20 protein-coding genes and 2 pseudogenes are annotated in these 24266 nt (G+C 68.6%); 16 read left to right on the forward strand and 6 right to left on the reverse strand.

Annotated features, from left to right (window positions below; translation table 11 throughout):
* Window positions 1-10: 10 nt before the first annotated feature.
* Entirely contained in the window at window positions 11-1282 is a 1272-nt protein-coding gene (locus AC1PK7_RS10395) for an Nramp family divalent metal transporter (RefSeq protein ID WP_481100878.1), read from the reverse strand.
* Window positions 1283-1510: 228 nt separating this feature from the next.
* On the opposite strand from AC1PK7_RS10395, the gene mntR reads away from it, so the two are divergent.
* From mntR to orn, 3 genes are all read left to right on the forward strand, one after another.
* The gene (gene mntR, locus AC1PK7_RS10400; RefSeq protein WP_481100729.1) at window positions 1511-1972 is read left to right on the forward strand and encodes a manganese-binding transcriptional regulator MntR; all 462 of its coding nucleotides are present in this window, start codon (window positions 1511-1513) and stop codon (window positions 1970-1972) included.
* Window positions 1969-2469 (forward strand): tRNA adenosine(34) deaminase TadA, encoded by a 501-nt coding sequence (gene tadA, locus AC1PK7_RS10405; protein ID WP_481100730.1) that lies wholly within the window; start codon window positions 1969-1971, stop codon window positions 2467-2469. The genes mntR and tadA overlap by 4 nt, the downstream gene beginning before the upstream one ends.
* Before the next feature lie 100 nt (window positions 2470-2569).
* Window positions 2570-3142 (forward strand): oligoribonuclease, encoded by a 573-nt coding sequence (gene orn / locus AC1PK7_RS10410; protein ID WP_481100731.1) that lies wholly within the window; start codon window positions 2570-2572, stop codon window positions 3140-3142.
* Between the two features lie 92 nt (window positions 3143-3234).
* Here the strand turns inward: orn and AC1PK7_RS10415 are convergent, their stop codons facing one another.
* Window positions 3235-4185 carry a mechanosensitive ion channel family protein gene (locus tag AC1PK7_RS10415; protein ID WP_209031472.1) on the reverse strand — a complete coding sequence of 317 codons (951 nt, stop codon included), beginning with the start codon at window positions 4183-4185 and terminating at the stop codon, window positions 3235-3237.
* A gap of 5 nt (window positions 4186-4190) precedes the next feature.
* Window positions 4191-6566, reverse strand: a complete 2376-nt coding sequence (gene ppsA, locus AC1PK7_RS10420; RefSeq protein WP_481100732.1) for a phosphoenolpyruvate synthase — start codon at window positions 6564-6566, stop codon at window positions 4191-4193.
* Between the two features lie 145 nt (window positions 6567-6711).
* Here ppsA and ppsR point away from each other — a divergent pair, with 145 nt between their 5' ends.
* The 5 genes and pseudogenes from ppsR to AC1PK7_RS10445 form a co-directional block, all read left to right on the forward strand.
* Window positions 6712-7533, forward strand: a complete 822-nt coding sequence (gene ppsR / locus AC1PK7_RS10425) for a posphoenolpyruvate synthetase regulatory kinase/phosphorylase PpsR (protein ID WP_010342958.1) — start codon at window positions 6712-6714, stop codon at window positions 7531-7533.
* 156 nt (window positions 7534-7689) lie between these two features.
* On the forward strand, window positions 7690-8196 hold the full coding sequence (locus AC1PK7_RS10430) for a DUF1249 domain-containing protein (RefSeq protein ID WP_371182052.1): 507 nt from the start codon (window positions 7690-7692) through the stop codon (window positions 8194-8196).
* Between the two features lie 69 nt (window positions 8197-8265).
* Window positions 8266-8754, forward strand: a complete 489-nt coding sequence (locus AC1PK7_RS10435; protein ID WP_481100733.1) for an NUDIX hydrolase — start codon at window positions 8266-8268, stop codon at window positions 8752-8754.
* Between the two features lie 164 nt (window positions 8755-8918).
* Window positions 8919-9047: pseudogene (locus AC1PK7_RS10440) on the forward strand (7,8-dihydro-8-oxoguanine triphosphatase); the annotation flags it as partial.
* 167 nt (window positions 9048-9214) lie between these two features.
* A pseudogene (locus tag AC1PK7_RS10445) lies at window positions 9215-9343 on the forward strand (7,8-dihydro-8-oxoguanine triphosphatase); the annotation flags it as partial.
* A 478-nt stretch (window positions 9344-9821) separates the two neighbouring features.
* Here the strand turns inward: AC1PK7_RS10445 and AC1PK7_RS10450 are convergent.
* Complete coding sequence (locus AC1PK7_RS10450) at window positions 9822-10580, reverse strand: 3-hydroxybutyrate dehydrogenase (protein ID WP_209231790.1); 759 nt, start codon at window positions 10578-10580, stop codon at window positions 9822-9824.
* 143 nt (window positions 10581-10723) lie between these two features.
* Between AC1PK7_RS10450 and AC1PK7_RS10455 the strand changes: the two genes are divergently transcribed.
* From AC1PK7_RS10455 to AC1PK7_RS10475, 5 genes are all read left to right on the forward strand, one after another.
* Window positions 10724-11338 (forward strand): CDP-alcohol phosphatidyltransferase family protein, encoded by a 615-nt coding sequence (locus tag AC1PK7_RS10455; RefSeq protein WP_010342962.1) that lies wholly within the window; start codon window positions 10724-10726, stop codon window positions 11336-11338.
* Between the two features lie 45 nt (window positions 11339-11383).
* Window positions 11384-12505 carry a class III poly(R)-hydroxyalkanoic acid synthase subunit PhaE gene (phaE, locus tag AC1PK7_RS10460; RefSeq protein WP_481100734.1) on the forward strand — a complete coding sequence of 374 codons (1122 nt, stop codon included), beginning with the start codon at window positions 11384-11386 and terminating at the stop codon, window positions 12503-12505.
* On the forward strand, window positions 12502-13578 hold the full coding sequence (locus tag AC1PK7_RS10465) for a class III poly(R)-hydroxyalkanoic acid synthase subunit PhaC (protein WP_010342964.1): 1077 nt from the start codon (window positions 12502-12504) through the stop codon (window positions 13576-13578). The genes phaE and AC1PK7_RS10465 overlap by 4 nt, the downstream gene beginning before the upstream one ends.
* An 82-nt stretch (window positions 13579-13660) precedes the next feature.
* Window positions 13661-13861 (forward strand): PspC domain-containing protein, encoded by a 201-nt coding sequence (locus tag AC1PK7_RS10470; protein WP_010342965.1) that lies wholly within the window; start codon window positions 13661-13663, stop codon window positions 13859-13861.
* The gene (locus AC1PK7_RS10475) at window positions 13858-14313 is read left to right on the forward strand and encodes a hypothetical protein (RefSeq protein WP_481100879.1); all 456 of its coding nucleotides are present in this window, start codon (window positions 13858-13860) and stop codon (window positions 14311-14313) included. Before AC1PK7_RS10470 ends, AC1PK7_RS10475 begins: the two co-directional genes overlap by 4 nt.
* 137 nt (window positions 14314-14450) lie before the next feature.
* Here the strand turns inward: AC1PK7_RS10475 and AC1PK7_RS10480 are convergent, their stop codons facing one another.
* The gene (locus tag AC1PK7_RS10480; RefSeq protein ID WP_481100735.1) at window positions 14451-15662 is read right to left on the reverse strand and encodes an NAD(P)/FAD-dependent oxidoreductase; all 1212 of its coding nucleotides are present in this window, start codon (window positions 15660-15662) and stop codon (window positions 14451-14453) included.
* A 177-nt stretch (window positions 15663-15839) separates the two neighbouring features.
* Here AC1PK7_RS10480 and AC1PK7_RS10485 point away from each other — a divergent pair, with 177 nt between their 5' ends.
* The 3 genes from AC1PK7_RS10485 (at window position 15840) to AC1PK7_RS10495 (ending at window position 20224) form a co-directional block, all read left to right on the forward strand.
* The gene (locus AC1PK7_RS10485) at window positions 15840-16055 is read left to right on the forward strand and encodes a hypothetical protein (RefSeq protein ID WP_017907884.1); all 216 of its coding nucleotides are present in this window, start codon (window positions 15840-15842) and stop codon (window positions 16053-16055) included.
* A 75-nt stretch (window positions 16056-16130) separates the two neighbouring features.
* Window positions 16131-17765, forward strand: a complete 1635-nt coding sequence (locus tag AC1PK7_RS10490; protein WP_481100736.1) for a hybrid sensor histidine kinase/response regulator — start codon at window positions 16131-16133, stop codon at window positions 17763-17765.
* A gap of 95 nt (window positions 17766-17860) precedes the next feature.
* Entirely contained in the window at window positions 17861-20224 is a 2364-nt protein-coding gene (locus AC1PK7_RS10495) for a Tex family protein (RefSeq protein ID WP_481100737.1), read from the forward strand.
* Window positions 20225-20303: 79 nt separating this feature from the next.
* Here the strand turns inward: AC1PK7_RS10495 and AC1PK7_RS10500 are convergent, their stop codons facing one another.
* Complete coding sequence (locus AC1PK7_RS10500; RefSeq protein ID WP_481100738.1) at window positions 20304-24149, reverse strand: PAS domain-containing protein; 3846 nt, start codon at window positions 24147-24149, stop codon at window positions 20304-20306.
* Between the last annotated feature and the right edge of the window lie 117 nt (window positions 24150-24266).

Consider the following 24266-nt stretch of genomic DNA (forward strand, 5'->3'; position numbering starts at 1 on the left):
CGAGCACCGCTCAGTGCAACAGGGTATCCGCCAGCAGCTTCAGGTTCAGCACCACGATCAGCGCGGCGATCGCCCAGGCCAGCCAGGCCAGGCCGCGCCGCACCACCAGTGGTCCCATCCGCTGCTTGTCGGTGACGAAGCGCACTAGCGGGATCACCGCGAACGGCAACTGCATCGACAGCACCACCTGGCTCAGCACCAGCAGCTTGGCGGTGCCCTGTTCGCCATACAGCGAGGTCACCGCCACCACCGGCACGATCGCTAGGCCGCGGGTCAGCAGGCGCCGCGCCCATGGCGGCAGGCGCAGGTGCAGGAAGCCTTCCATCACGATCTGCCCGGCCAGGGTGGCGGTGACGGTGGAATTGATGCCGGAGGCCAGCAACGCCACCGCGAACAGGGTCGAGGCCAGGCCGACGCCGAGCATCGGCGCCAACAGTTCGTGCGCCTGTTCGATCTCCTGCACGTCGGTGCGGCCGTGCGCATGGAACACCGCGGCGGCCAGGATCAGGATCGCGGCGTTGACGAACAGCGCCAGGCTCAGCGCGATGGTGCTGTCGGTCAGTGCCCAGCGCAGCGCCGAGCGGCGGCCCTGGTCGGTGCGTTCGTAGGCGCGGGTCTGCACGATCGACGAATGCAGATACAGGTTGTGCGGCATCACTGTCGCGCCGATGATGCCGATCGCCAAGTACAGCGCGGCCGGGTCGGTCACCACCTGCGCGCGCGGGATGAAGCCGGCCAGCACCTCGCGCAGCGGCGGCGCGGCCAGCACGATCTGCACCAGGAAGCAGGCGAAGATCACCGTCAGCAGGGCGATCACGAACGCTTCCAGCGCACGGAAGCCGCGGCGCATCAGGAACAGCACCAGCAGCGCGTCGATCGAGGTGATGATCGCACCGGCGGTGAGCGGGATGCCGAACAGCAGCTTCAGCGCGATCGCGGTACCGATCACCTCGGCCAGGTCGCAGGCGACGATGGCCGCTTCGCAGGCCAGCCACAGCAGGAAGTTCACCGGCTTGGAGTAGTGCGCGCGGCAGGCCTGGGCCAGATCGAGACCGGTGGCGATGCCCAGGCGCGCGGCCAGCCCCTGCAGCACGATCGCCATCAGGTTGGAGAGCAGGATCACCGACAGCAGCAGGTAGCCGAAGTGCGAGCCGCCAGCGATATCGGTCGCCCAGTTGCCCGGGTCCATGTAGCCGACCGAGACCATGTAGCCGGGCCCGAGGAAGGCCAGGAAGCGGCGCCAGCCCAGGCCGGTGCGCGGCACGGCGACGCTCGCGTTCATCGCCCCCAGGCTGGGGCGCGCCTCGCCACGGCTGGCGTGTTCGGCAGCGGAACGGGGCAGGGGCAGGGGGGCGGCCATGGCGGCGACGGCGTGGAGCGGGGACGCGAATCAGTATATAGCAGATGCTATATGGATTAGCATTGGCAATTCGAATCGCTGCGATAGCCCGGATTTCGGCCAGAATATGCAGGTGGCCGGCGTGTGCCGGCACAGGACAAGGGCGTTGCGATGCAGAAAAGCGGGAAGTCGATGGCGCCGCCGGTGCTGCTCGACGCCGAAGTGCAGGTCGAAAGCTTCCGCCAAGTGCGCGAGGCGCACCGCCTGGAGCTGATCGAGGACTATGTGGAGCTGATTTCCGACCTGCTCGCCGACGGCGGCGAAGCGCGGCAGGTGGATATCGCCGCGCGCCTGGGCGTGGCCCAGCCGACCGTGGCCAAGATGCTCAAGCGCCTGGTCAAGGGCGGCTGGGTGGTACAGCGTCCGTATCGCGGCGTGTTCCTGACCGCCGAGGGCGAGGCGCTGGCCGCGGCCAGCCGGCAGCGTCACCAGACCGTGGAGCAGTTCCTGCTGGCGCTGGGCATCGACGCGGACACCGCGCGCCGCGATGCCGAGGGCATCGAGCACCACGTCAGCGAGGCGACGCTGGCGGTGTTCGCCGAGTTCGTGCGCAAGCACAGCGCGTCGCGATGAGCGCGGGCGACGACGCGCAACGGGCGCGCGACGAGCACTGGATGCGCCACGCGCTGGCCCTGGCCGAGCGCGCCGAGCGCGAATTCGACGAGATTCCGGTCGGCGCGGTGCTGGTCTCGGCCGACGATGCGATATTGGGCGAGGGCTGGAACCTCAACATCGCCGAGCATGATCCCAGCGCGCATGCCGAGATCGTCGCGCTGCGCCAGGCCGGCCGCCGGCTCGGCAACCATCGCCTGGTCGGCAGCCGCCTGTACGTGACCCTGGAGCCGTGCGCGATGTGCGCGATGGCGGTGGTGCACGCGCGGGTGGCTGAACTGGTCTACGCCGCGACCGATCCCAAGACCGGCGCCTGCGGTAGCGTGTTCGACCTGCTCGCCGACCCGCGCCACAACCACCGCGTGCAGGTCCGCAGCGGGGTGCTGGCGGCGGAGGCCAGCACGCGCCTGACCAATTATTTCCGCGCCAAGCGCGGCAAGCCGCCGCTGGGCGCGTGAGCGGCCAGCCCCTGCCGGTTGCGCAGGCCGCGCGGTATCATTGAAGTCTGATACGACACTTCCGCGCCGGCCTCGCCGCCGCGAACGACAGGACGGTGATATGGCGCAAGCGCACGTGGCGAACGATCGGCTGATCTGGATCGATCTGGAAATGACCGGCTTGGATACCGATCGCGATTCGATCATCGAAATCGCCACGGTGGTGACCGACGCGCAACTCAACGTGCTGGCCGAGGGCCCGGAGTTCGCCATCGCCCATCCGCTGCAGACGCTGGAGGCGATGGACGAGTGGAACCGCAACCAGCACCGCCACTCCGGCCTGTGGCAGCGCGTGCTCGACAGCCAGGTCACGCTGGCCCAGGCCGAGGCCGAGACCATGGCGTTCCTGAACCAGTGGTGCAAGCCCGGTACCTCGCCGATGTGCGGCAACTCGATCTGCCAGGACCGGCGTTTCCTGCACCGGCAGATGCCGCGGCTGGAGCGTTTCTTCCACTACCGCAACCTGGACGTGTCGACGTTGAAGGAACTGGCGCGGCGCTGGGCGCCGGCGGTGTCGGCCGGGCTGACCAAGACCTCCTCGCACACCGCGCTCAGCGACGTGCACGATTCCATCGACGAACTGCGCTACTACCGCCCGTTCATGGGCAGGCTGGGCGGGCAGGGCGAGGGCTGATCCGTCGTCCGCGGCGCTTTGTCAGGCGCGAATGCGAAATGGCGCCCGACGATCGTCGGGCGCATGTAAGGGAAGGGCGTTGACGTTGCCGCTCAGCGCGCCAGCGGCGGTCCCGGCTTGGTCTCGCCGTCGTCGGTGACGCCTTTGGTCAACAGCTCGGCGATCGGGCGGCCGTCCGCATCGTGGTGGTACACGTGCAGGTCGCGCTGCGGATACGGAATGCTGAGCCCGTTCTCCAGCAACTGGTTGCGGATCTGCTCCAGCGTGCTGCTCTTGGCCGCGCCGAAATCGCCGTTCTTGGCGTAGCCGAACAGCATCAGGTCCACCGTGCTCTCGCCCAGGTTGGTGACCTGCACGAACGGGGCGGGCGTCTTCAGGATGTTCGGATTGTCCTGGGCGATCTTCAGCAACAGCTCCTGCGCCTTCTTCAGGTCGTCGCCGTAGCCGACGCCGACGGTGATCTCCAGGCGCCGGTTGGGCAGGGTGCTGTAGTTGACGATCGGCGCGGTGGTGATGGTGCTGTTGGGCAGGGTCACCATGCGCTCGTCGAAGGTGCGGATGCGGGTCTGGAAGATCCGGATCTCGTCGACCACGCCTTCCTGGCCGGCCACCACCACGTGGTCGCCGTCGCGCATCGGCCGCAGCACGATCAGCATGACCCCGGAGGCGATGTTGGACAGCGAGTCCTTCAGCGCCAGGCCCACCGCCAGGCCGGCGGCGCCGAGCACGGCGAACAGCGAGGTCGGCGGCACGCCGATCTTCTGCAGCGCGGTGACCAGCACCAGCACCAGCATCAACGCATAGGCGACGTTGCGCAGGAAGTTGCTGAGCGTGGTTTCCACCCGCGCACGCAGCAGCGCGCTGCGCAGCCATTCGCTCAGGCGCTTGGCGATCCACATCCCGACCACCACGATCAGGATCGCCACGCCCCAGTTGAGCGCGTACTGCGCCCAGTCCAGGGTCCGCCAGTCGAACGGACGCGCCGCGCGCGTCGCCGGCGCAGCGGTCGTGGCCGCCGTCAGTGCCGTCAGCCACGACTGCATCGGCATCACCCCTTGCTCTTGAGCTTGGCCAGGCGCAGCCAGGTGTCGACCACGGTGTCCGGGTTCAGCGACACCGACTCGATGCCTTCCTGCATCAGCCACTCCGCCAGGTCCGGGTGATCCGACGGGCCCTGGCCGCAGATACCCACGTACTTGCCCTTGGCGCGCGCGGCCTTGATCGCCATCGACAGCATCTTCTTGACCGCCGGATTGCGCTCGTCGAACAGGTGCGCCACGATCGAGGAGTCGCGGTCCAGGCCCAGGGTGAGCTGGGTGAGATCGTTGGAGCCGATCGAGAAGCCGTCGAAGATATCCAGGAATTCCTCGGCCAGCAGCGCGTTCGACGGCACCTCGCACATCATGATGATCTTCAGGCCGTTCTCGCCCTGGCGCAGGCCGTTGCTGGCCAGCACCTCGACGACCTTGCGGCCTTCCTCGAGGGTGCGCACGAACGGGATCATGACCCACATGTTGTCCAGGCCCATCTCGTTGCGGACCTTGAGCACGGCCTTGCATTCCAGCGCGAACGCGGCGGCGAAGCTCGGATCGACGTAGCGGCTGGCGCCGCGGAAGCCGATCATCGGGTTCTCTTCGTGCGGCTCGTAGTTGCTGCCGCCGATCAGGTTGGCGTACTCGTTGGACTTGAAGTCCGACAGGCGCACGATCACCGGGTGCGGCGCCACCGACGCGGTCAGCGTGGCGATGCCTTCGGCCAGGCGGTTGACGTAGAAGCTCACCGGGTCGGCGTAACCGGCGATCTTCTCGTCGATCTTCTTCTTGGTCGCCGCGTCCTGCTTGGCGTACTCCAGCAGCGCATTGGGATGGATGCCGATGTGCGCGGCGATGATCATCTCCAGGCGCGCCAGGCCGATGCCGGCGTTGGGCAACTGGCCGAAGTCGAACGCGCGTTCCGGGTTGGCCACGTTCATCATGATCTTCAGCGGTGCCGGCGGCATGTTGCCCAGGTCCGTGGTGGTGCGCTCGAACGGCAGTCGCCCGCCGTAGATGTAGCCGGTGTCGCCTTCGGCGCAGCTGACGGTCACTTCCTTGCCGTCCTCGACCAGCTCCATCGCGTTGCCGGTGCCGACCACCGCCGGCACGCCCAGCTCGCGGGCGATGATCGCCGCGTGGCAGGTGCGGCCGCCGCGGTTGGTGACGATCGCCGAGGCGCGCTTCATCACCGGCTCCCAATCGGGATCGGTCATGTCCGCGACCAGTACGTCGCCGGGCTGCACCCGGTTCATGTCCTCCAGGCTGCGCACCACGCGGGCGACGCCGGCGCCGATCTTCTGGCCGATGGCGCGGCCTTCGGCGATCACCTCGCCGCGCTGCTGCAGCGCGAAGCGTTCGATCTGGGTCGCGTGGCCGCGCGACTTCACCGTCTCCGGGCGCGCCTGCACGATGAACAGCTTGCCGCTGACGCCGTCCTTCGCCCATTCGATGTCCATCGGCCGCTGGTAGTGCTGCTCGATCACCAGCGCCTGCTTGGCCAGTTCCTGCACGTCCTCGTCGTTGATCGAGAAGGTGTTGCGCAGCTCGGCCGGGGTGTCCTCGATGCGCACGCGCTCGCCCGGCACGTCCGAATACACCATGCGGATCAGCTTGCTGCCCAGCGAGCGGCGCAGGATCGCCGGCTTGCCGGCCTTCAGGGTGGGCTTGTAGACGTAGAACTCGTCGGGATTGACCGCGCCCTGCACGACCATTTCGCCGAGGCCGAAGCTCGAGGTAACGAACACCACGTCGCGGAAACCGGACTCGGTGTCCAGGGTGAACAGCACGCCGGAGGCGCCGACGCCCGATCGCACCATCAGCTGCACACCGGCCGACAGGAACACGTCCTCGTGCTTGAAGCCGTGGTGCACGCGGTAGGCGATGGCGCGGTCGTTGTAGAGGCTGGCGAAGACTTCCTTGACCTTGTGCACCACGTCGTCGGCGCCGGTCACGTTGAGGAAGGTCTCCTGCTGGCCGGCGAAGCTGGCGTCGGGCAGGTCTTCGGCGGTGGCCGAGGAGCGCACCGCGACGGCGACTTCACCGCCGCCGTTCTCGTTGCACAGTTGCGCGTAGGCGTCGCGGATCGCCTGGTCCAGCTCCGGCTGCAGCGGCGCGTCGATCACCCAGCCGCGGATTTCCTTGCCGGCGGCGGTCAGCGCGCCCACGTCTTCCACGTCCAGCGTGGCCAGCTTGTCGAAGATGCGCTGGTACAGATCGTTGTGGGCGACGAAGGCCTTGAACGCTTCGGCGGTGGTGGCGAAGCCGCCCGGTACGGACACGCCGAGCCCCGCCAGATTGCCGATCATTTCGCCGAGGGAGGAATTCTTGCCACCGACGCGAGCCAGGTCGGCCAGGCGCAGCTCATGCAACCACAGGATGTTCTCGTTCAAGCGCGATGCTCCGTTAGGCCATCGCCCGAGGCGGGCTGAATGGCCGCGTCCGTGAGGGAAGAAGTCGATATGATGCAGTGCGCACCCGAGCCGGCACAAGCGAAGCGGGCGCATCCGTTGGGTTTCAGCCAGGAGAATGCAGGCAATGTCGACGATCAGACCGGTGTTCTACGTGTCCGATGGAACCGGTATCACCGCTGAAACCATTGGGCATAGCCTGCTCACCCAGTTCAGCGGTTTCAGCTTCGTCACCGACCGCATGTCGTTCGTCGACGATCCGGAAAAAGCCCGCGATGCCGCGCAGCGCATCCATGCCGCGGGCGAGCGCTATCAGGTCCGGCCGATCGTGGTCAACTCCTGTGTCGACCCGCAACTGAGCATGCTGCTGGCCGAGAGCGGGGCGCTGATGCTCGACGTGTTCGCGCCCTTCATCGAGCCGCTGGAGCGCGAGTTGAACGCGCCGCGGCACTCGCGCGTGGGACAGGCGCACGGTCTGGTCGATTTCGAGACCTATCACCGCCGCATCAACGCGATGAACTTCGCACTGGCGCACGACGACGGCATCGCGCTCACCTACGACGAAGCCGACGTGATCCTGGTGGCGGTGTCGCGCGCGGGCAAGACCCCGACCTGCATCTACCTGGCGCTGCACTACGGCGTGCGTGCGGCCAACTATCCGCTGACCGACGAGGACCTGGAGAGCGATCGGCTGCCGCCGCGGCTGCGCGCCTACCGCAACAAGCTGTTCGGGCTGACCATCGATCCAGAGCGGCTGCAGCAGATCCGCCAGGAGCGGCGGCCGAATTCGCGGTACTCCAATGCCGAGACCTGCCGGCGCGAAGTGGCGGCGGCCGAAACCATGTTCCGCATGGAGCGCATTCCCACCTTGAGCACCACGCATACCTCGATCGAGGAGATTTCCAGCAAGGTGCTGGCGACGCTGGGGCTGCAGCGCGAGATGTTCTGATCAGGGTGGTTGCGGGCGGGCCTGCGCCGGTCGGGGCGGGGCCGCTCCTGGCAGCGATGGAATTTCCGCACTTCGCCGCATGGATCTCCAAGGTAGGCCGCTGGCGCCGATCCGTCAATGCTGCCGCCGGCGCGATGCAGCGTGTAGGATCGGCCCATGCAGCACGCCCTGACCCGCAGCGAACGCATCCCCCGGCTCAGCCGTTTCGGCTGGCTGATGGGGCTGTACGCCGAGAACTATCTGCACCTGAACCGCCTGTTCGTGCCGGCCGACCTGGCCGCCGGCAGTTACGTGTCCAGCATCGGCGACGGCCTGGACCTGCGCCTGGACGTGATCGAACGCCACCGCTACACCGTCGAGCTGCGCCTGACCTACGACCTGTGCGATCCGCTGACCGGCGAGCCGGACCCGTCGGCCTACGTGCGCCTGTACCTGGATGCGCGCCAGGCCGAGACCACGCATTGCTATGTCGGCCGCCGCTGGCAGGATGTGATGGGGCTGTACCCGCCGCCGGCGGAACTGATCAGCCACCGCATGCGCATGAACACCTTCCTCGGCAAATGGCTGGAATACCTGGCCGAGCGCGGCCACGGCGTGGCCACGTTGCGCTCGGCGCCGCCGCTGCCGCGCGCGGCGCAGGACGCGGCGACGCCCGCCGTCTAGCCACAGGCTAGACGAAGCGGGGGCGCGGTTACGGCATACTGCGCGCCCGTCGCCATCCGCCTTCTCCGCATGCCTTACACCCCCATCGTCGCCACCTTGGGCTACGTGCTCTCGCCCGACCGCAGCCAGGTGCTGATGGTCCATCGCAACGCCCGGCCCGGCGATCATCACCTGGGCAAGTACAACGGCCTGGGCGGCAAGGTCGAGGCGGACGAAGACGTGCTGGCCGGCATGCGCCGCGAGATCCTGGAGGAGGCCGGCATCACCTGCGAGGCGCTGCAGTTGCGCGGCACCATCAGCTGGCCCGGTTTCGGCAAGCACGGCGAGGATTGGCTGGGCTTCGTGTTCCTGATCGAGGCCTACGCGGGCGAGCCGTTCGCCGAGAACGCCGAGGGCGCGCTGGCCTGGGTGCCGATCGCGCAGATGGACACGCTGCCGATGTGGGAGGGCGACCGCCACTTCCTGCCGCTGGTGTTCGATGGCGACCCGCGCCCGTTCCATGGGGTCATGCCGTACCGCGACGGCCGCATGCAGTCCTGGCGCTATTCGCGAGTCTGACACTTAAATCCCCTCTCCCTCCGGGAGAGGGGTTGGGGTGAGGGTACGGCGCGAAAGCGACTCGCGAAGTTTGGGTGGGTAGGGCAAGAGTGCGGCGCGAAAGCGACTCGCGGAGTTTTGTTGCCTCAGGCTCCGCCCGTACCCTCATCCGGCCCTTCGGGCCACCTTCTCCCGACGGGAGAAGGAACAGCCTCTTCCTGCCGCTGCTGTTCGACGGCGATCCGCGCCCGTTCCACGGTGTGATGCCGTATCGCGACGAACGCTTGCATTCTTGGCGCTATATTCGGGTTTGACCCGCTCGCGCTGCCATAAAGCCCCTCTCCCGCCGGGAGAGGGGTTGGGGTGAGGGTACGGCGCGAAGCGACTCGCGGGGTTGGGGGCAACGGTACGGTGCGAAAGCGACTCGCGGAGTTTGGTTGCGCCAGGCTCCGCCCGTACCCTCATCCGGCCCTTCGGGCCACCTTCTCCCGACGGGAGAAGGAACAGCCACTTCCTGCCGCTGGTGTTCGATGGCGACCCGCGCCCGTTCCATGGGGTCATGCCGTACCGCGACGGCCGCATGCAGTCCTGGCGTTACTCGCGGGTCTGACACTCTAAAGCCCCTCTCCCTCCGGGAGAGGGGTTGGGGTGAGGGTACGGCGCGATAGCGACTCGCGAAGTTTGGGTGAGTGGGGTGAGGGTACGGCACGAAGCGACCCGCGAAGTTTGGCGGCGCCAGGTTCCTCCCGTACCCTCATCCGGCCCTTCGGGCCACCTTCTCCCGACGGGAGAAGGAGCGGCCTCATCCTTCTCGCGCCCGGCTTGTCCACAGCGGCTGTGGATCGATCCTGCACAAGCCTGTGGGCAAGCGTGGCAAGTCCCTGAAATGGCTGCCCGATTTTGCCGGATGGCGAAAATTTCAGCAGTCCCGGTCGCGCTTCTCCACAGCCGGTGTGGATGAAAGCGCAGGAACGCTGTGGATAAGAGGCCGGTGGCGTTGTGCCGCAACGGTCACCGTCGCGCTGGCGAAAAATTCGCCAGCGTCGATCGCGCGAGCACGCAGCCGGACGTGCCTGCCTGTCGCAGTGCTACTGCGCGGTCCAGCCGCCATCGATGGCGATGGTCTGCGCGGTGATGTTGCGCGCCGCCGGCGAGGCCAGGAACGCCACGCAGCCGGCCAGTTCGTCGTAGGCGATGAACACGCCCTTGGGCATCGGCTTGAGCATCACCTGGGCGATCACGTCGGCCTCGGAAATGCCGCGGGTGCGCGCCTGGTCGGCGATCTGCTTGTCCACCAGCGGCGTCTTCACGTAGCTAGGGCAGAGCGTGTTGATGGTGATGTCGGTGTCGGCGGTCTCCAGTGCGATCACCTTGGAGAAGCCGACCAGGCCGTGCTTGGCGGCGACATAGGCGCTCTTGTACGGGCTGGCGACCAGCGAGTGGATGCTGCCGATGTTGACGATGCGGCCGAACCCGCGCTCGCGCATGCCCGGCAGCACCGCCTGGGTCAGCCGTGCCACGCCGGTCAGCATCACCTCCACCAGCAGGCTCCACTTGTCCATCGGGAACTCCTGCAACGGCGCCACGTGCTGCAGCCCGGCGTTGTTGACCAGCACGTCCACTGGCCGGCTGACGGCCGCCAGCGCCGCGGCGATGCTGTCCGCACTGGCCACGTCCAGCGCCACCGCCTCGGCCGAGCCGCCGGCCTGGCGCAACTGCGCGGCGACCGCGTCGGCGGCGGTCGGGTCCAGGTCGCTGACGACGATGTGGCGGCCGCCGGCGGCCAGTTCTTTGGCGATGCCGGCGCCGATGCCGCTGGCGGCACCGGTGATCAGGACGGTCTGCATAAGGCAATACCTGCGCGGAAGTGGGGAGCGGTCAGCGTAGCAGCGCGCCGCGGCGCCCGGCAGCGCCCGCTCGCCAGTGCGGCGGCGCCACGCTACCCTGTGCCGTCGCTTGCCGCTCACGCCGGATCCGCCACGTTATGCCGATGAAACGCCACTTCTCCATGCTGCGCGAGTTCCAGCTGGCCGACTGGTTCACCCTCGCCAATGCCTTCTGCGGCACCGGCGCGGTGTTCGCGGCGATGCGCTTCCTGCAGGACGGCCGCCGCAGCGACCTGTTGTTCGGCATGGCGCTGATTCCGCTGGCGTTCGTGTTCGACGCGCTGGACGGCCGGGTGGCGCGCTGGCGCAAGTCGTCCTCGACCCTGGGCCGCGAGCTGGACTCGCTGGCCGACGTGATTTCCTTCGGCGTGGCCCCGGCCGCGCTGGCCTACGCCTGCGGCATGCAGGGCGGTTGGGACTGGCTGGTGCTGAGTTTCTTCGTCTGCTGCGGGGTCAGCCGCCTGGCCCGCTACAACGTCACTGCCGAGCAGCTGGCCGGCGACGGCGACAAGGTGCCGTACTTCGAAGGCACGCCGATCCCGAGCAGCCTGGGCCTGGTCATCGTGCTGGCGATCGCGGCGCACCTCGGCCACATCGGCGATGCATTGTGGTGGGGCGAGTGGCGGCTGGGACCGTGGCTGCTGCACCCGCTGGCGCTGCTGTTCGCGCTGTCCGGCTCGCTGATGATCAGCAAGACGCTGCGCATCCCCAAGCCCTGATCGTGGTGGGTTGCTATCATCGCGGGCCAGTTCGGGAGAGTGGCGATGAAGGCTAGCGGCGGCGGTGGCGCCGGCGATTTGGAGGCGATGACGCGGCAGTACTGGGAGGCCTGGAGCGCCGCGTTACGCCAGGGTGCGCCGGGCCCCGCGTCCGCCGTGCCTGGCGACGGCGCCGGCGCCTGGCGCGAGGCGATCGCGGCCTGGAGCCAGTGGTTGCCGCGCGGCAGCGCACCGCAGGCCGAGGACGCGGTGGCGCAGTTCCAGCAGCAGGCCGGCGACTGGCTCGGCGCGATGCAGCAGGTGGCGGCGCAGTTCGCCGGCCGCGACGCCAGCAGTGCCGACGTCGCCGAAGCTTGGAAACGCCAGGTGCAGGGCCAGCGCGAACAATTGCTGCAGTGGCTGCTGGGCGCCGTGCGCGGCACCGGCCAGGCTGGGATCGACCCGTGGTTGCAGCAGGCGGCGCAGTGGCTGCAGGGCCTGCAGCGCGACAGCGGGCCGTGGCTGCAGATGCCCGGGTTCGGCCCGGCGCGCAACCACCAGGCGCGCTGGCGGGCCCTGGCCAAGGCACAGCAGGACTACCAGGCGCAGTTGCAGGCCTATCTGGGGCTGCTGCAAGGCGCCATCGACCGCGCCTTCGGGCTGTTCGAGGAGAAGCTGCGCGCGCACGAGGAGCCCGGCCGGCAACTGACCAACGCGCGGGCGATGTTCGATCTGTGGATCGACGCGGCCGAGGAGGCCTATGCGGCGGCGGCGCTGTCGCCGGAGTTCCGCCAGGTCTACGCCGACGTCGCCAATGCGCAGATGCGCCTGCGCGCCTTGCTGCAGCGCGAGACCGAGCAGGTCTGCGAGCAGGTGGGCCTGCCCACACGCACCGAGCTTGATGCCGCGCATCGGCGCATCGCCGACCTGGAGCGACGGCTGCGACGGCTCGAGCGTGGCGAAGGGCACGGCGCGCCTGCGGCGCCTGCGTCTGCAGCAGCGGCCCCGGCCAACGCAACGCCGCAGAAAAGCACCAGGAAGACGGCCGCCAAGCCTGCCGCTGCCAAGTCGGTAGCGGTCGCACCAAAATCCAAATCCAACGCAACCGCGGCAAAGAAGGCCGCGTCCGCGGCCAAGCCGCGGCGTGCCGGGACCACGTCCGCCGCCGCCCGCCGGAGTCGCGCATGAAGGGACCGCTGAGCTTCAGCAGCGACGATCTGGTCCAGGAAACCCTGGAGCTGCAGCGCAAGCTGCTCGAAGGGCTGCGCGTGCTGCCCGGCCTGGACACGGTGGACTACGGTGCCACCGCGCGCCAGGAGGTGTGGCGCGACGGCAAGGTGGTGCTGTACCGCTTCGTCGGCGAACGCCCGCCCACCGCCAAGGTGCCGCTGCTGATCGTCTATGCCCTGGTCAATCGCCCGTACATGGTCGACCTGCAGGCCGACCGTTCGCTGGTACAGGGCCTGCTGGCGCTGGGCGAGGACGTCTATGTGCTGGACTGGGGCTACCCGGACCGCTCCGAGCGCTACCTGACGCTGGAGGACTACCTGCTGCGCTATATCGACGGCGCGGTGGACCACCTGCGTGCGGCCGGCGACGGCGCGCCGGTCAACATGCTCGGCATCTGCCAGGGCGGCACGTTCTCGCTTTGCTATTCCGCGTTGCAGCCGGAGAAGGTGCGCAACCTGGTCACGATGGTCACGCCGGTGGATTTCCACACCCCGGACAACATGCTGTCCAACTGGGCGCGCCAGGTCGATGTCGACCTGTTCGTGGACACGTTGGGCAACGTGCCGGCGGACCTGATGAACGTCAGCTACCTGATGCTCAAGCCGTTCCGGCTGAACCTGCAGAAGTACGTGGGCCTGCTCGACATCCTCGACGATCCGCGGGCGCTGGAGGACTTCCTGCGTATGGAGAAGTGGATCTTCGATTCTCCGGATCTGGCCGGCGAGACCTTCCGCGAGTTCGTCAAGCAGTTCTACCAGGACAACGCGCTGATGCACGGACGCGCGCGCATCGGTGCGCATACGGTGGACCTGGGCAAGGTCACCATGCCGGTGCTCAACGTCTACGCCGAGCAGGACCACCTGGTGCCGCCGGACGCATCGCGGGCACTGCGCGGCGTGGTCGGCAGCCGCGACTACGCCGAGCTGAGTTTCCGCGGCGGTCATATCGGCATCTACGTTTCCGGCCGCGCCCAGCGCGAGGTCCCGGCGGCGCTGCATCGCTGGCTGGCCGAGCGCGATGGCGGGCACTGAGCGCCCATCGCAGCGTGCCCTCACGCCGCGCCCGCGCCGGCGCGCGTAGAGTCGTTCCGCCTTCGTCGCTGGAGTCCGTGCCATGTCGCAAGCCCGTTCGCTGTCGCGCTCGTTGAACGACCGCATGATCGCGGGCGTGATGGGCGGCATCGCCCACCGCTTCGGCTGGAATGCGACGCTGCTGCGGGTGCTGTACGTGGTCGGCTCGATCGTCTCGGCCGCGTTCCCCGGCATCCTGGTCTACCTGATCCTGTGGCTGCTGATTCCCAACGAAGCCGACTGAAGCGGCCGCTGCCGCTGGCGTTTCGCCGTGCCGGCATCGTTTTCGGCGTGCTGTGGACCTCGCCGAACACGGCGCTTGGAGTGCTCGCCGGGACCATCGCGCTGGCGTTCGGTGCGCGCCTGCGCTTCAGTCGCCGCGAGTTGGCGCTGGTGTTCGAACGGGTGCCGTTGCGGCCGCGCGGGGCGATGACCCTGGGCAACGTGATCCTGCTCAGCGCCGACGATCTGGACGTGGCCTGCGCCACCTACGAACACGCCGCCGGTCGCTGCCGGCATCCGGCGGTGCGGCTCGGCGACCACGAGCGCGCGCACGTGCTGCAGTACATGCTGCTGGGGCCGTTGTTCCTGCCGGTGTATCTGGCCTGCGGAGGGGTCAGCGTGCGCAACCCGCTGGAGCGTGCCGCCGATCGCTACGCAATGCACGGCCGCGGCTGGTGGCCAGGTACTGGCTGAGGTCATGGCGCCTGCGTTCGCCAGGCATCGCATTGTTGCGTAGGAGCGGCTTCAGCCGCGACGGGCGTTCCCGGGAATGCCTGGTCGCGGCTGAAGCCGCTCCTACCAGTGACCAATGTCCTTGCGAGCGGCTCCCTTCAATCCAGCCGTGAAAAACCGAACAGGCGCTTGAGCGGATGCGCGTGCCGCTCGATCTGCGCGCGCAGCAGGCCGGCGCCGATCATGCTGTAGGTGATGCCGTTGCCGCCGTAGGCCATGGCGAACTGCACGCGCGGGCCGTGCTGCGGATGTGGGCCGAAGAACGGCAGGCCATCCTCGGTTTCGGCGAAGGTGCCGGCCCAGGCGAAGGTCGGCTGCAGCTCCAGCCCCGGGATCGCCTTGGCGATCTTGCGCGAGAGCGTGCGCGCCTTGCTGTCCACGCGCGCGTCGCGGCGTGCCGGCACGTCGACGCTGTCGTCCTCGCCGCCGGCGACGATGCGGCCGTTGCCGGTGCTGCGCAGGTACAGGTACGGTCGTGCGCTCTCCCAGACCATGGTGTCGTGCAACGGGCCGAGCGCGGACGGATCCAGCGGGTCGCTGACGAAGGCATAGCTGCTGCGGTTGCGCGCCACGCGCTGATCCAGCCAGTGCTGGTTGGCGTAGCCGGCGGCCATCACCACGTGACCGGCGTGCACCTGCGCGCCCTGGTCGGTGTGCAGGGTCACGCCGCGGCTGTTGACCACGATCCGCGCGATGCGGGTGCGGTCGTAGACGCCGACCCCGCGCCGGAAGGCGCGGCCGAGCAGGCGATAGGTGAGGCGGTACGGATCCACCCGCGCCGCCTGGTGGCTGAGGATCGCACCATGCGCCTGGATGCCGTAGGCGGTGTCCAGCGCCTGCGCGTCCAGCCATTCCACGTTCAGGCCGTGCCGCGCGCGCACCTCCAGTTCTTCCTGCAGGACCCGCACGTGCCGGCGTTTGCTGGCGTAATAGAGGCTGTCGTTGCGGGAGAAGTCGACGTCGCGCAGCGGCCGCACCAGGTCGCGCAATTGCTCCAGCGCCTGCGCGCAGGCGCCGTAGGCCAGCGCGGCGGCGGGTTCGCCATAGCGCTTGGCCAGGTCGATCAGGTGGGTGTCGATCTCGTACTGCAGCAGGGCGGTGCTGGCCGCGGTGCTGCCCCAGCCGATGTCGCGCTGCTCCAGGAGCGTGACCGCATGCCCGTGCGTGCTCAGTTCCTCGGCGATCAACGCACCGGTAATGCCGCCGCCGACGACGGCGACATCGCAGCGCACGTCGTCGCGCAGTTGCGGAAAACTCTGCATCAGGCCGTTGCGGACCGACCAGAAGGGATAACCGCTCTTGAGATCCATGGCGCCCCTGCGCAGAAAGGATGTGCGACTTACGCGCAGGCCCGGTTAAGTCCGCGTGAGGCGGCACGGGCGTCATGTTGGGGCAAACAGCCACGATTAACCTCGGTGCAGAAGTCCCTCACATGGCGCTGTGTATGGTGCGCGCCAGTTCCACGAATTCCCTGTAGAGGAAGCGTCATGTCGGTCGTTCTGTACATCGGTGGCAGCAAGGACGGAGAGAAGGGCGTGGTGCCCTACGGTTTCCGCAAGTCCATGAAGGAAACCGAGGCAGGCCCGGAGATCTACGTCGAGCGGGTGCTGGCGCTGAGCGACCGGCAGGTGCGGATCATGGCGCTGGAATCGCTGCAGGACGATATCGTGGTAGAACGCTTGCATAGGTATTATTCGCGTTGACGCCGGCGTGCGAACCCCGGTGTGGTCGCCCGCCTAGGCGGGCCAGCGACGGTTCGCATCGACCTGCCATCGACCATGCCCGCACCAGAAACCAGCAACACCTCGGCGCCGCCGACGACCGTCGACCCGAACGCCCCCACCGACATGTCCAACCAGCGCAGCGATATCTTCTTCGCTGCGGTGCAGACCACGCGCATGCCGATGATCGTGACCGATCCGCGGCAGCCGGACAACCCGATCATCTTCGTCAACCGCGCGTTCCTGGAGATGACCGGCTACGGCCGCGATGAGCTGATCGGCAACAACTGCCGCTTCCTGCAGGGGCCGGACACCGACCGCGAGACGGTGCGCAGCGTCCGCGATGCCATTACCTCGCACGACGAAGTGGCGGTGGAGATCCTCAACTACCGCAAGGACGGTTCCAGCTTCTGGAACGCGCTGTACATCTCCCCGGTCTACGACGACCGCGGCGAACTGGTGTACTTCTTCGGTTCGCAGTTGGACGTCAGCCGCCGTCGCGACGCTGAGGACGCCCTGCGCCAAGCGCAGAAGATGGAAGCGCTTGGCCAGCTCACCGGCGGCATCGCGCACGATTTCAACAACCTGCTGCAGGTCATGTCCGGGTACCTGGAACTGATCGAGCATGCGGTCGAGAGCGATCCGCTGAATCCATCGCTGCTGCGCAAGAGCGTGGACCGCGCGCGCGACGCCGCCGGCCAGGCGGCGCGCCTGACCCAGCAGTTGCTGGCGTTCGCGCGCAAGCAGAAGCTGGAAGGGCGCGTCCTCAACCTCAATGCCCTGGTCGCCGGGATGAGCGACGTGGCCGAGCGCACGCTCGGCGACGGCATCGCGTTCTCGCTGGAACTGTCGCCGGACCTGCGCAATTGCCGCATCGACCCGACCCAGGCCGAAGTGGCGCTGCTGAACATCCTGATCAACGCGCGCGACGCAATGGCCGACCAGGCCGCGCCGCGCCTGGTGATCCAGACCCGCAACGTCTCGGTGCGCGCCGACGAACCCACCACCTACGACAATCTGCTGCCCGGCCACTACGTGTGCGTGTCGATCACCGACAACGGCAGCGGCATGCCGCCGGAGGTGCTGGCGCGGGTGCTGGATCCGTTCTTCACCACCAAGGAAGAGGGCAAGGGCACCGGCCTGGGCCTGTCCATGGTCTACGGCTTCGCCAAACAGTCCGGCGGCGCGGTGCGGCTGTATTCGGAGGAGGGCCACGGCACCACCGTGCGCCTGTACTTCCCGATCGACGACAACGTCGAGAACATGGCCCCGCGTGATTCGCGCACGCGCCGTCCGTTCGATCGCCAGGGCGACGAGACCATCCTGATCGTTGAGGACCGGCCGGACATCGCCGAACTGGCGCGCCTGTTCCTCGGCGACCAGGGCTATGCCACGCACGTGGTCTACAACGCCCGCGAGGCGCTGGAACTGCTCGACACCGGCGTGCACGTGGACCTGCTGTATTCGGACCTGATCATGCCCGGCGGCCTCAACGGGGTGATGCTGGCGCGCGAGGCGCGGCGGCGCCGGCCCAAGATCAAGGTGCTGCTGACCACCGGCTATGCCGAATCCTCGATCGAGCGCACCGATGCCGGCGGCAACGAGTTCGAGGTGCTGGCCAAGCCCTACAACCGCCAGGAGCTGATCCGCAAGGTGCGCATGGTGCTGGACGGCCCGACCGGGGTCACCTGACGCGACAGGTCGGCGCGCGCCTGTCAACGGGTTCCCCGGCGGCGCGCGCACTGCGAAAATGCGGGTTTTCCGCAAGGCGGCTTCGGCCGGACGCAATGCACGACACTCAGCTCGCCCAGCAGATCGCCAACACCATCGCCGCCGAGATCGGCGCGCAGCCGGCGCAGGCGCGCGCCGCCATCGCCCTGCTCGACGAGGGCGCCAGCGTCCCGTTCATCGCGCGCTACCGCAAGGAAGTGACCGGCGGGCTCGACGACACCCAGTTGCGCAATCTCGAAGTGCGCCTGACCTACCTGCGCGAGCTGGAAGAGCGTCGCGCCGCGGTGCTGGCCAGCATCGCCGAACAGGGCAAGCTCAGCGACGAACTGCGCGCGGAGATCGTCGCCGCCGACACCAAGTCGCGGCTGGAAGACCTGTACCTGCCGTACAAGCCCAAGCGCCGTACCCGTGCGCAGATCGCCCGCGAGGCCGGGCTGGAGCCGCTGGCCGACGGCCTGCTGGCCGATCCGGCGCTGGTGCCGGAGACCTTCGCCGCCGGCTTCGTCGATGCCGACAAGGGCGTGGCCGACGTCAAGGCCGCGCTGGAAGGTGCGCGCGCGATCCTGATGGAGCGCTGGGGCGAAGACGCCGCGCTGGTCGGCGAACTGCGCAGCTGGCTGGGCGAGGTCGGGGTGATCCGCGCCCGCGTGGCCGAGGGCAAGGAACAGGAAGGCGCCAAGTACCGCGACTACTTCGACCACGCCGAGGCGCTGGCCAAGATTCCCTCGCACCGGCTGCTGGCGCTGTTCCGCGCGCGCCGCGAGGAGATCGTGTACCTGGAGCTGGATCCCGGCGCCGATGCGGAGGCCGGCCACCAGTACGCCGAGGGCCGCGTGGCGCTGCGCGCCGGCATCGCCAACCAGGGCCGTCCCGGCGACCGCTGGCTGCTGGACGCCTGCCGTCTGACCTGGCGTGCCAAGCTGCACATGCACCTGTTGCTGGACCTGTTCAACCAGGCCCGCGAAAAGGCCGAGGCCGAAGCGATCGCGGTGTTCGGCGACAACCTGCAGGACCTGATGCTGGCGGCACCGGCCGGGCCGCGCGTGACCCTGGGCCTGGATCCGGGCATCCGTACCGGCTGCAAGGTCGCGGTGGTCGACGCCACCGGCAAGCTGCTGGCCACCGACACCATCTATCCGCACGAGCCGCGCCGGCAGTGGGACCAGTCGCTGCACACGCTGCGGCAGCTGTGCGCGCAGCACGGCGTGGAACTGATCGCGATCGGCAACGGCACCGCCAGCCGCGAGACCGACAAGCTGGCCGCCGACCTGATCAAGCAGAATCCGCAACTGAAGCTGGAGAAGATCGTGGTCAGCGAGGCCGGCGCTTCGGTGTATTCGGCTTCCGAATTCGCCGCCAAGGAGTTCCCGCAGCTCGACGTATCGCTGCGCGGCGCGGTGTCGATCGCGCGGCGCCTGCAGGACCCACTGGCGGAACTGGTCAAGATCGAGCCCAAGGCGATCGGCGTGGGCCAGTACCAGCACGACGTCGACCAGTACCGCCTGGCGCGGGCGCTGGACGCGCGGGTGGAGGACTGCGTGAACGCGGTCGGCGTGTACGTCAACACTGCCTCGGCGGCGCTGCTGTCGCGCGTGTCCGGGCTGTCGTCGAGCGTGGCCGAGAACATCGTGCGCCATCGCGACGACAACGGACCATTCAAGCGCCGCAAGGATCTGCTCAAGGTGCCGCGGTTGGGCGAGAAGACCTTCGAGCAGTGCGCCGGCTTTCTGCGCATCGCCGACGGCGAGGAGCCGCTGGACGCCTCGGCGGTGCACCCGGAAGCCTACCCGGTGGTGGAGCGCATCGTCGGCGCCACCGGCAAGCCGATCAAGGCGCTGATCGGCGATGGCGGTTTCCTGCGCGGGCTCAAGCCGGACCAGTTCACCGACGAGAAGTTCGGCCTGCCGACCGTGCGCGACATCCTCAAGGAACTGGAGAAGCCGGGCCGCGACCCGCGCCCGGAGTTCAAGGCAGCGCGTTTCGCCGACGGTGTGGAGGACATCAAGGACCTCAAGCCGGGCATGGTGCTGGAGGGCGTGGTCAGCAACGTCGCCGCCTTCGGTGCGTTCGTCGACATCGGCGTGCACCAGGATGGCCTGGTCCACATCTCCGCGCTCTCGGACAGCTACGTCAAGGATCCGCGCGACGTGGTCAAGGCCGGCGACATCGTCAAGGTCAAGGTGCTGGAAGTGGACGTGGCGCGCAAGCGCATCGCGCTGACCCGGCGTCTGGACGACGCGCCGGCGCCGGCGCGTCCCGCCGACCGCGACACTGGCGCACGCGGCGTGGGCGGCCCGCCGCGGCGCGAACGCGACGGGCGCGGCGCCCCGGGCGGCGGCAACGCCAAGCCGCGGCCGGCGGCCGCGGCGCCGCTCAACAGTGCGCTGGCCGACGCGTTCGCCCGCGCCAAGCGCGGCTGAGGTTGCAGGAGGACGGCTGGCGCGCCTGCGCCGGTCGCTGCCGTCACGACCGCAAGCTGCGGTCGTGCAGCGCGCCGGATCAAGCCGGTTCGGCGCGCGAGCTCTCGTCGGTGGCGAGCGTGGCCGGCGGCGGTGCCACCAGCGAGGCGGCCAATCCAAGCAGCTTGACCGGATCCACCGGCTTGCCCAGGTGTGCATCGAAGCCGGCTTCCAGGGCCAGCGCGCGGTCCTCGCTGCGCACATAGGCGGTGAGGGCGATGGCGGGGATGCGGCTTGCGGCACCGGCACCGCGGGCGCGGACGCTGCGGATCAGGCTGTGGCCATCGCGGCGCGGCATGCCGACGTCGCTGACCAGCAGCGCATAGGGCCGTTCGCGCAGCAGCGCTTCGGCATCGTCGGCGCAGACCGCGGCCTCGACCACGGCACCGGCTTCCTGCAGGAAGCGTTGGGTGACGCCGCGCGAATCCATGTCGTCGTCCACCACCAGCACGCGCACGCCGTCCAGGCGGATGCCGCCACGCCGGCGCACGGCGCTGAACAGCGCCGCGTCATGGTCGCGGTGGATCGGGTCCAGGGGCTGCAGATCGTTGCGCGGCAGCAGCAAGGTGAAGGTGGCGCCGAGACCGACGCCATCGCTGCTGACGGACAACTGGCCCTGGTGCAGCTCGGCTAGCTGCTTGGCGATGGCCAGACCCAGGCCGAGGCCGCCGGCACTGCGCGTGCTGCTCGCATCGGCCTGACGGAAACGGTCGAACACGTGCGGCAGGAACGCCGGGTCGATGCCGATGCCGGTATCGCTGACGGCGATGCGCACATGCGTGCTGGTGCTGTCCAGGGTCACCGTGACCGTGCCGGCGCTCGGGGTGAACTTGATCGCGTTGCCGATCAGATTGGTCAGCACCTGCTGCAGCCGCACCGGATCGCCCAGATAGGGCAGGGTGGTCGTGTCGTCGGCGACCAGCACGATGTCGATGCCCTTGTTCTGTGCGCCGGGACGAGCCGCGTCGATGGTGTCGCCGAGCAGCGTGCGCAGATCCAGCTCGTCCGTATCCAGGCGCACCTTGCCGGACAGGATGGCGCTCATGTCCAACAGGTCGTCGATGATCTGCGCCTGCGCGTGGGCGCTGCGCTCGATCACCTCCAGCCCCTTCACCAGATCCTTCTCGCGCACCGATGCGTCCTGCATCAGCCGCGACCAGCCGAGGATCGCGTTGAGCGGCGTGCGCAGCTCGTGGCTGAGCGTGGCCAGGAATTCGTCCTTCATGCGGCTGGCGCGTTCGGCGTCGCCGCGCGCGCTCTGCTCGGCGGCGAGCAACTGCTGCAGGCGCAGGTCGGTGCCGCGGCGCTCGATGATGATGCCGGCCAGGTGCGAGGCCGAGCGCGCCAGGTCCTGTTCGTGCGGGTTGGGGTAGTGCACGAATGGGTAGTACATCGCGACCACGCCCAGCACCTCGCCGTCGCTGGCCAGGATGGGCGTGGAGCAGCAGGCGACGATGTCCGCCTCCAGGGCGGTGGCGAGATAGTCTTGCCAATGCGGGTTGACGCGCACGTCGCTGCACAACACCTGCCGGCGCAGGTAGGCGGCGCGTCCGCAGCAGCCGGTGTTGGGATCGATCGGCAGGCGCTGCACGGCCTTGCGGAAGCTCTGCGGCATGCTCGGCGCGGCACCTTCCAGCAGGCACTGGCGGTGCTCGTCGACCAGCATGATGGTGCAGCGCAGGCCGACATCGCTCTGCGACTCGATGCCGCGCGCGATCGCCTCCAGCACCGCGTTCAGCGGCTTGCCGGTGGTGATCATCTCCAGCGCGGCGCGCTCGGCCGCGGTGGCGTTCTCGATGCGCTTGCGCTCGGCGATGTCCAGCAGGGAGCCGATGAAACCGAGGAACTGGCCGGACGAACTGAAGCGCGGCGTGGCGCTCGCCAGGCACCAGCGATACTCGCCATCGTGCCGGCGCAGGCGGTATTCCAGCGTGTAGGCGCGGCGGTCGGCGCAGGCGCGCGCCAGGGTGCGGCCGACCGCGGCCAGGTCGTCGGCATGGACCTGTTCCTGCCAACCGCTGCCCAGCGCTTCCTGCTCGCTTTGCCCGGTGAACAGATACCACTGGCGGCTGATGTACTCGCAATCGCCGTCGGCATTGGCCATCCAGATCATGACCGGCGCGTTGTCGCACAGCTGGCGGAAACGCAGTTCGCTTTCCTGCAGGCGCTGTTCCGTCAAGCGGCGGTCGTGGATGTCGGTATTGGTGCCGATCCAGCGCACGATGCGGCCGCTGTCGTCGCGGATCGGCAGGGCGCGGCCGAGGTGCCAGCGGTACTCGCCGTCGTGGCGGCGCAGCGGATACTCGATCTCGTACGGCTTGCCGCTGCGCAGCGCTTCCGGCCATACCTCCATCACCCGCGCCAGCCCTTCCTCGGTGTGCACATGGCGCCAACTGTCGTAGCCGGCCTCGCCGACCGGCAAGCCGGTGTACTCGTACCAGCGCCGGTTGAAGTAGTCGACGTGGCCATCCGGCATGGCGGTGAACACGATCTGCGGCATCGCGTCGGCCAGTTCGCGCAAGCGCGCGGCGCTGTTGGCCAGTTCTCTCTGCGCGTCCGCGCGTTCCATCGATTCCCAGCAGCGTGCGGCCACCAACCGTACCAGCTCGATCTCGGCCGATGTCCAGACCCGTGGCTGGGCCTGGTGCACGCCGATCGCAGCGACCAGGCGACCGGCCTTGTGCAGCGGCGCGGTGAGCACCGCGCGCAGGCCCAGGCGCTGGTAGTTGGGATCGTCCACGCGCATCGGCGGCTGGTGGGTCTCGGTGTCGTGCACCACCCACGGCCGGTTCTCGCGCATGCACTCGGACAGGTCGCTGCCGAAGTCGCTGAAGCGCGAACGCCCGGTCAGGTGGCTGGCGCCGTCGACGTAATCCGCACGCACGTCGAACGCGTCCTCGTCGGCCTCGACGATCGCGTAGGCGCAGCGGTTGGCGCCCAGGTGCTGGCCGAGCAGGGCGGCGCCGGTCTCGCAGATCGCTTCGGCGCTGTGCAGGTTCTGCAGGGTGTCCTCGAGCATCAGCAGGAAGCTGTCGTGCGCCTGCGCGCGCGCCTGCTCGGTGCGGTCGATGCCATGCACCAGGATCCCGCTGACCTTGCCCTCGGCGTCGTGCATGGGCTGGTATACGCATTCCAGCGTGGTGTCCGAGGTCGCTTCGTGCGGACTGCGGCACAGCTGGAAGGTCATCGACTCGTCGATGAACGGCACGCCGCTAGCGCGGACATTGTCGAGCAGGCGGATGACGCCTTGCCCCTGGATTTCGGGAATGGCCTCGATGAGCGGCCGGCCGACCACCTCGCGCGGCCCGACCAGTTGCTGGTAACGCTGGTTCGCGGTCTCGATCACGTAGTCCGGGCCACGCAGGATCGCCAGCGCCGCCGGCGATTGCTCGAAGGCATCGGCCATCTGCGCGCGTTGCGCTTCCAGCGCCTTCAGCAGCGCATCGCGTTCGCGCGCCAGGGTGATGCGCGCGGTGTCCTCGGTGCACACGCACAGCACGCCGGCGATGTCGCCCTCGTCGTCGAACAGCGGGCTGTAGGAGAAGGTGAAGTACACCTGCTCGCTGTAGCCGTTGCGCAGCATGGTCAGCGGGATGTGCTCGTTCCAGGTCGATTCGCCGCTGGCCATCACCTGGTCGGCCTGCGCCCGGACCTCGGGCCACACGTCCGGCCACACCTCTTCCATCGGCCGCGCGAACCCCTGCGGGTGCCGTAACCCGAGGATCGGTACGTAGGCGTCGTTGTACAGGTTGAACTGGCGCTCGCCCCAGCGCACCGCCATCGGAAACCGCGAGTTCAGACAGATCGACAGTGCGGTGAGCAGGCTCCGCGGCCAGTGCTCCATCGGACCCAGTTCGTGCTCGCGCCAATCGATGGCGCGCAGCAAGGCCCCCGTGGCGCTGCCGGCGGGAAACCGGACAGGAGGCGGCGAACAGTCCTTGGCGTTGATGGCTGAATCCCTCGAATCGTCCCCGCCAGGCGGCGGGCTTACGATCGAGGATTC

The sequence above is a fragment of the Xanthomonas sp. NCPPB 3174 genome (assembly GCF_056725205.1).

Coding starts and splice junctions, on each gene's coding strand:
- AC1PK7_RS10395 (WP_481100878.1), bottom strand. CDS start 1,282: ATGAACGCGAGCGTCGCCGTGCCGCGCACCGGCCTGGGCTGGCGCCGC.
- mntR (WP_481100729.1), top strand. CDS start 1,511: ATGCAGAAAAGCGGGAAGTCGATGGCGCCGCCGGTGCTGCTCGACGCC.
- tadA (WP_481100730.1), top strand. CDS start 1,969: ATGAGCGCGGGCGACGACGCGCAACGGGCGCGCGACGAGCACTGGATG.
- orn (WP_481100731.1), top strand. CDS start 2,570: ATGGCGCAAGCGCACGTGGCGAACGATCGGCTGATCTGGATCGATCTG.
- AC1PK7_RS10415 (WP_209031472.1), bottom strand. CDS start 4,185: ATGCAGTCGTGGCTGACGGCACTGACGGCGGCCACGACCGCTGCGCCG.
- ppsR (WP_010342958.1), top strand. CDS start 6,712: ATGTCGACGATCAGACCGGTGTTCTACGTGTCCGATGGAACCGGTATC.
- AC1PK7_RS10430 (WP_371182052.1), top strand. CDS start 7,690: ATGCAGCACGCCCTGACCCGCAGCGAACGCATCCCCCGGCTCAGCCGT.
- AC1PK7_RS10435 (WP_481100733.1), top strand. CDS start 8,266: ATGCCTTACACCCCCATCGTCGCCACCTTGGGCTACGTGCTCTCGCCC.
- AC1PK7_RS10450 (WP_209231790.1), bottom strand. CDS start 10,580: ATGCAGACCGTCCTGATCACCGGTGCCGCCAGCGGCATCGGCGCCGGC.
- AC1PK7_RS10455 (WP_010342962.1), top strand. CDS start 10,724: ATGAAACGCCACTTCTCCATGCTGCGCGAGTTCCAGCTGGCCGACTGG.
- phaE (WP_481100734.1), top strand. CDS start 11,384: ATGAAGGCTAGCGGCGGCGGTGGCGCCGGCGATTTGGAGGCGATGACG.
- AC1PK7_RS10465 (WP_010342964.1), top strand. CDS start 12,502: ATGAAGGGACCGCTGAGCTTCAGCAGCGACGATCTGGTCCAGGAAACC.
- AC1PK7_RS10470 (WP_010342965.1), top strand. CDS start 13,661: ATGTCGCAAGCCCGTTCGCTGTCGCGCTCGTTGAACGACCGCATGATC.
- AC1PK7_RS10480 (WP_481100735.1), bottom strand. CDS start 15,662: ATGGATCTCAAGAGCGGTTATCCCTTCTGGTCGGTCCGCAACGGCCTG.
- AC1PK7_RS10485 (WP_017907884.1), top strand. CDS start 15,840: ATGTCGGTCGTTCTGTACATCGGTGGCAGCAAGGACGGAGAGAAGGGC.
- AC1PK7_RS10490 (WP_481100736.1), top strand. CDS start 16,131: ATGCCCGCACCAGAAACCAGCAACACCTCGGCGCCGCCGACGACCGTC.
- AC1PK7_RS10495 (WP_481100737.1), top strand. CDS start 17,861: ATGCACGACACTCAGCTCGCCCAGCAGATCGCCAACACCATCGCCGCC.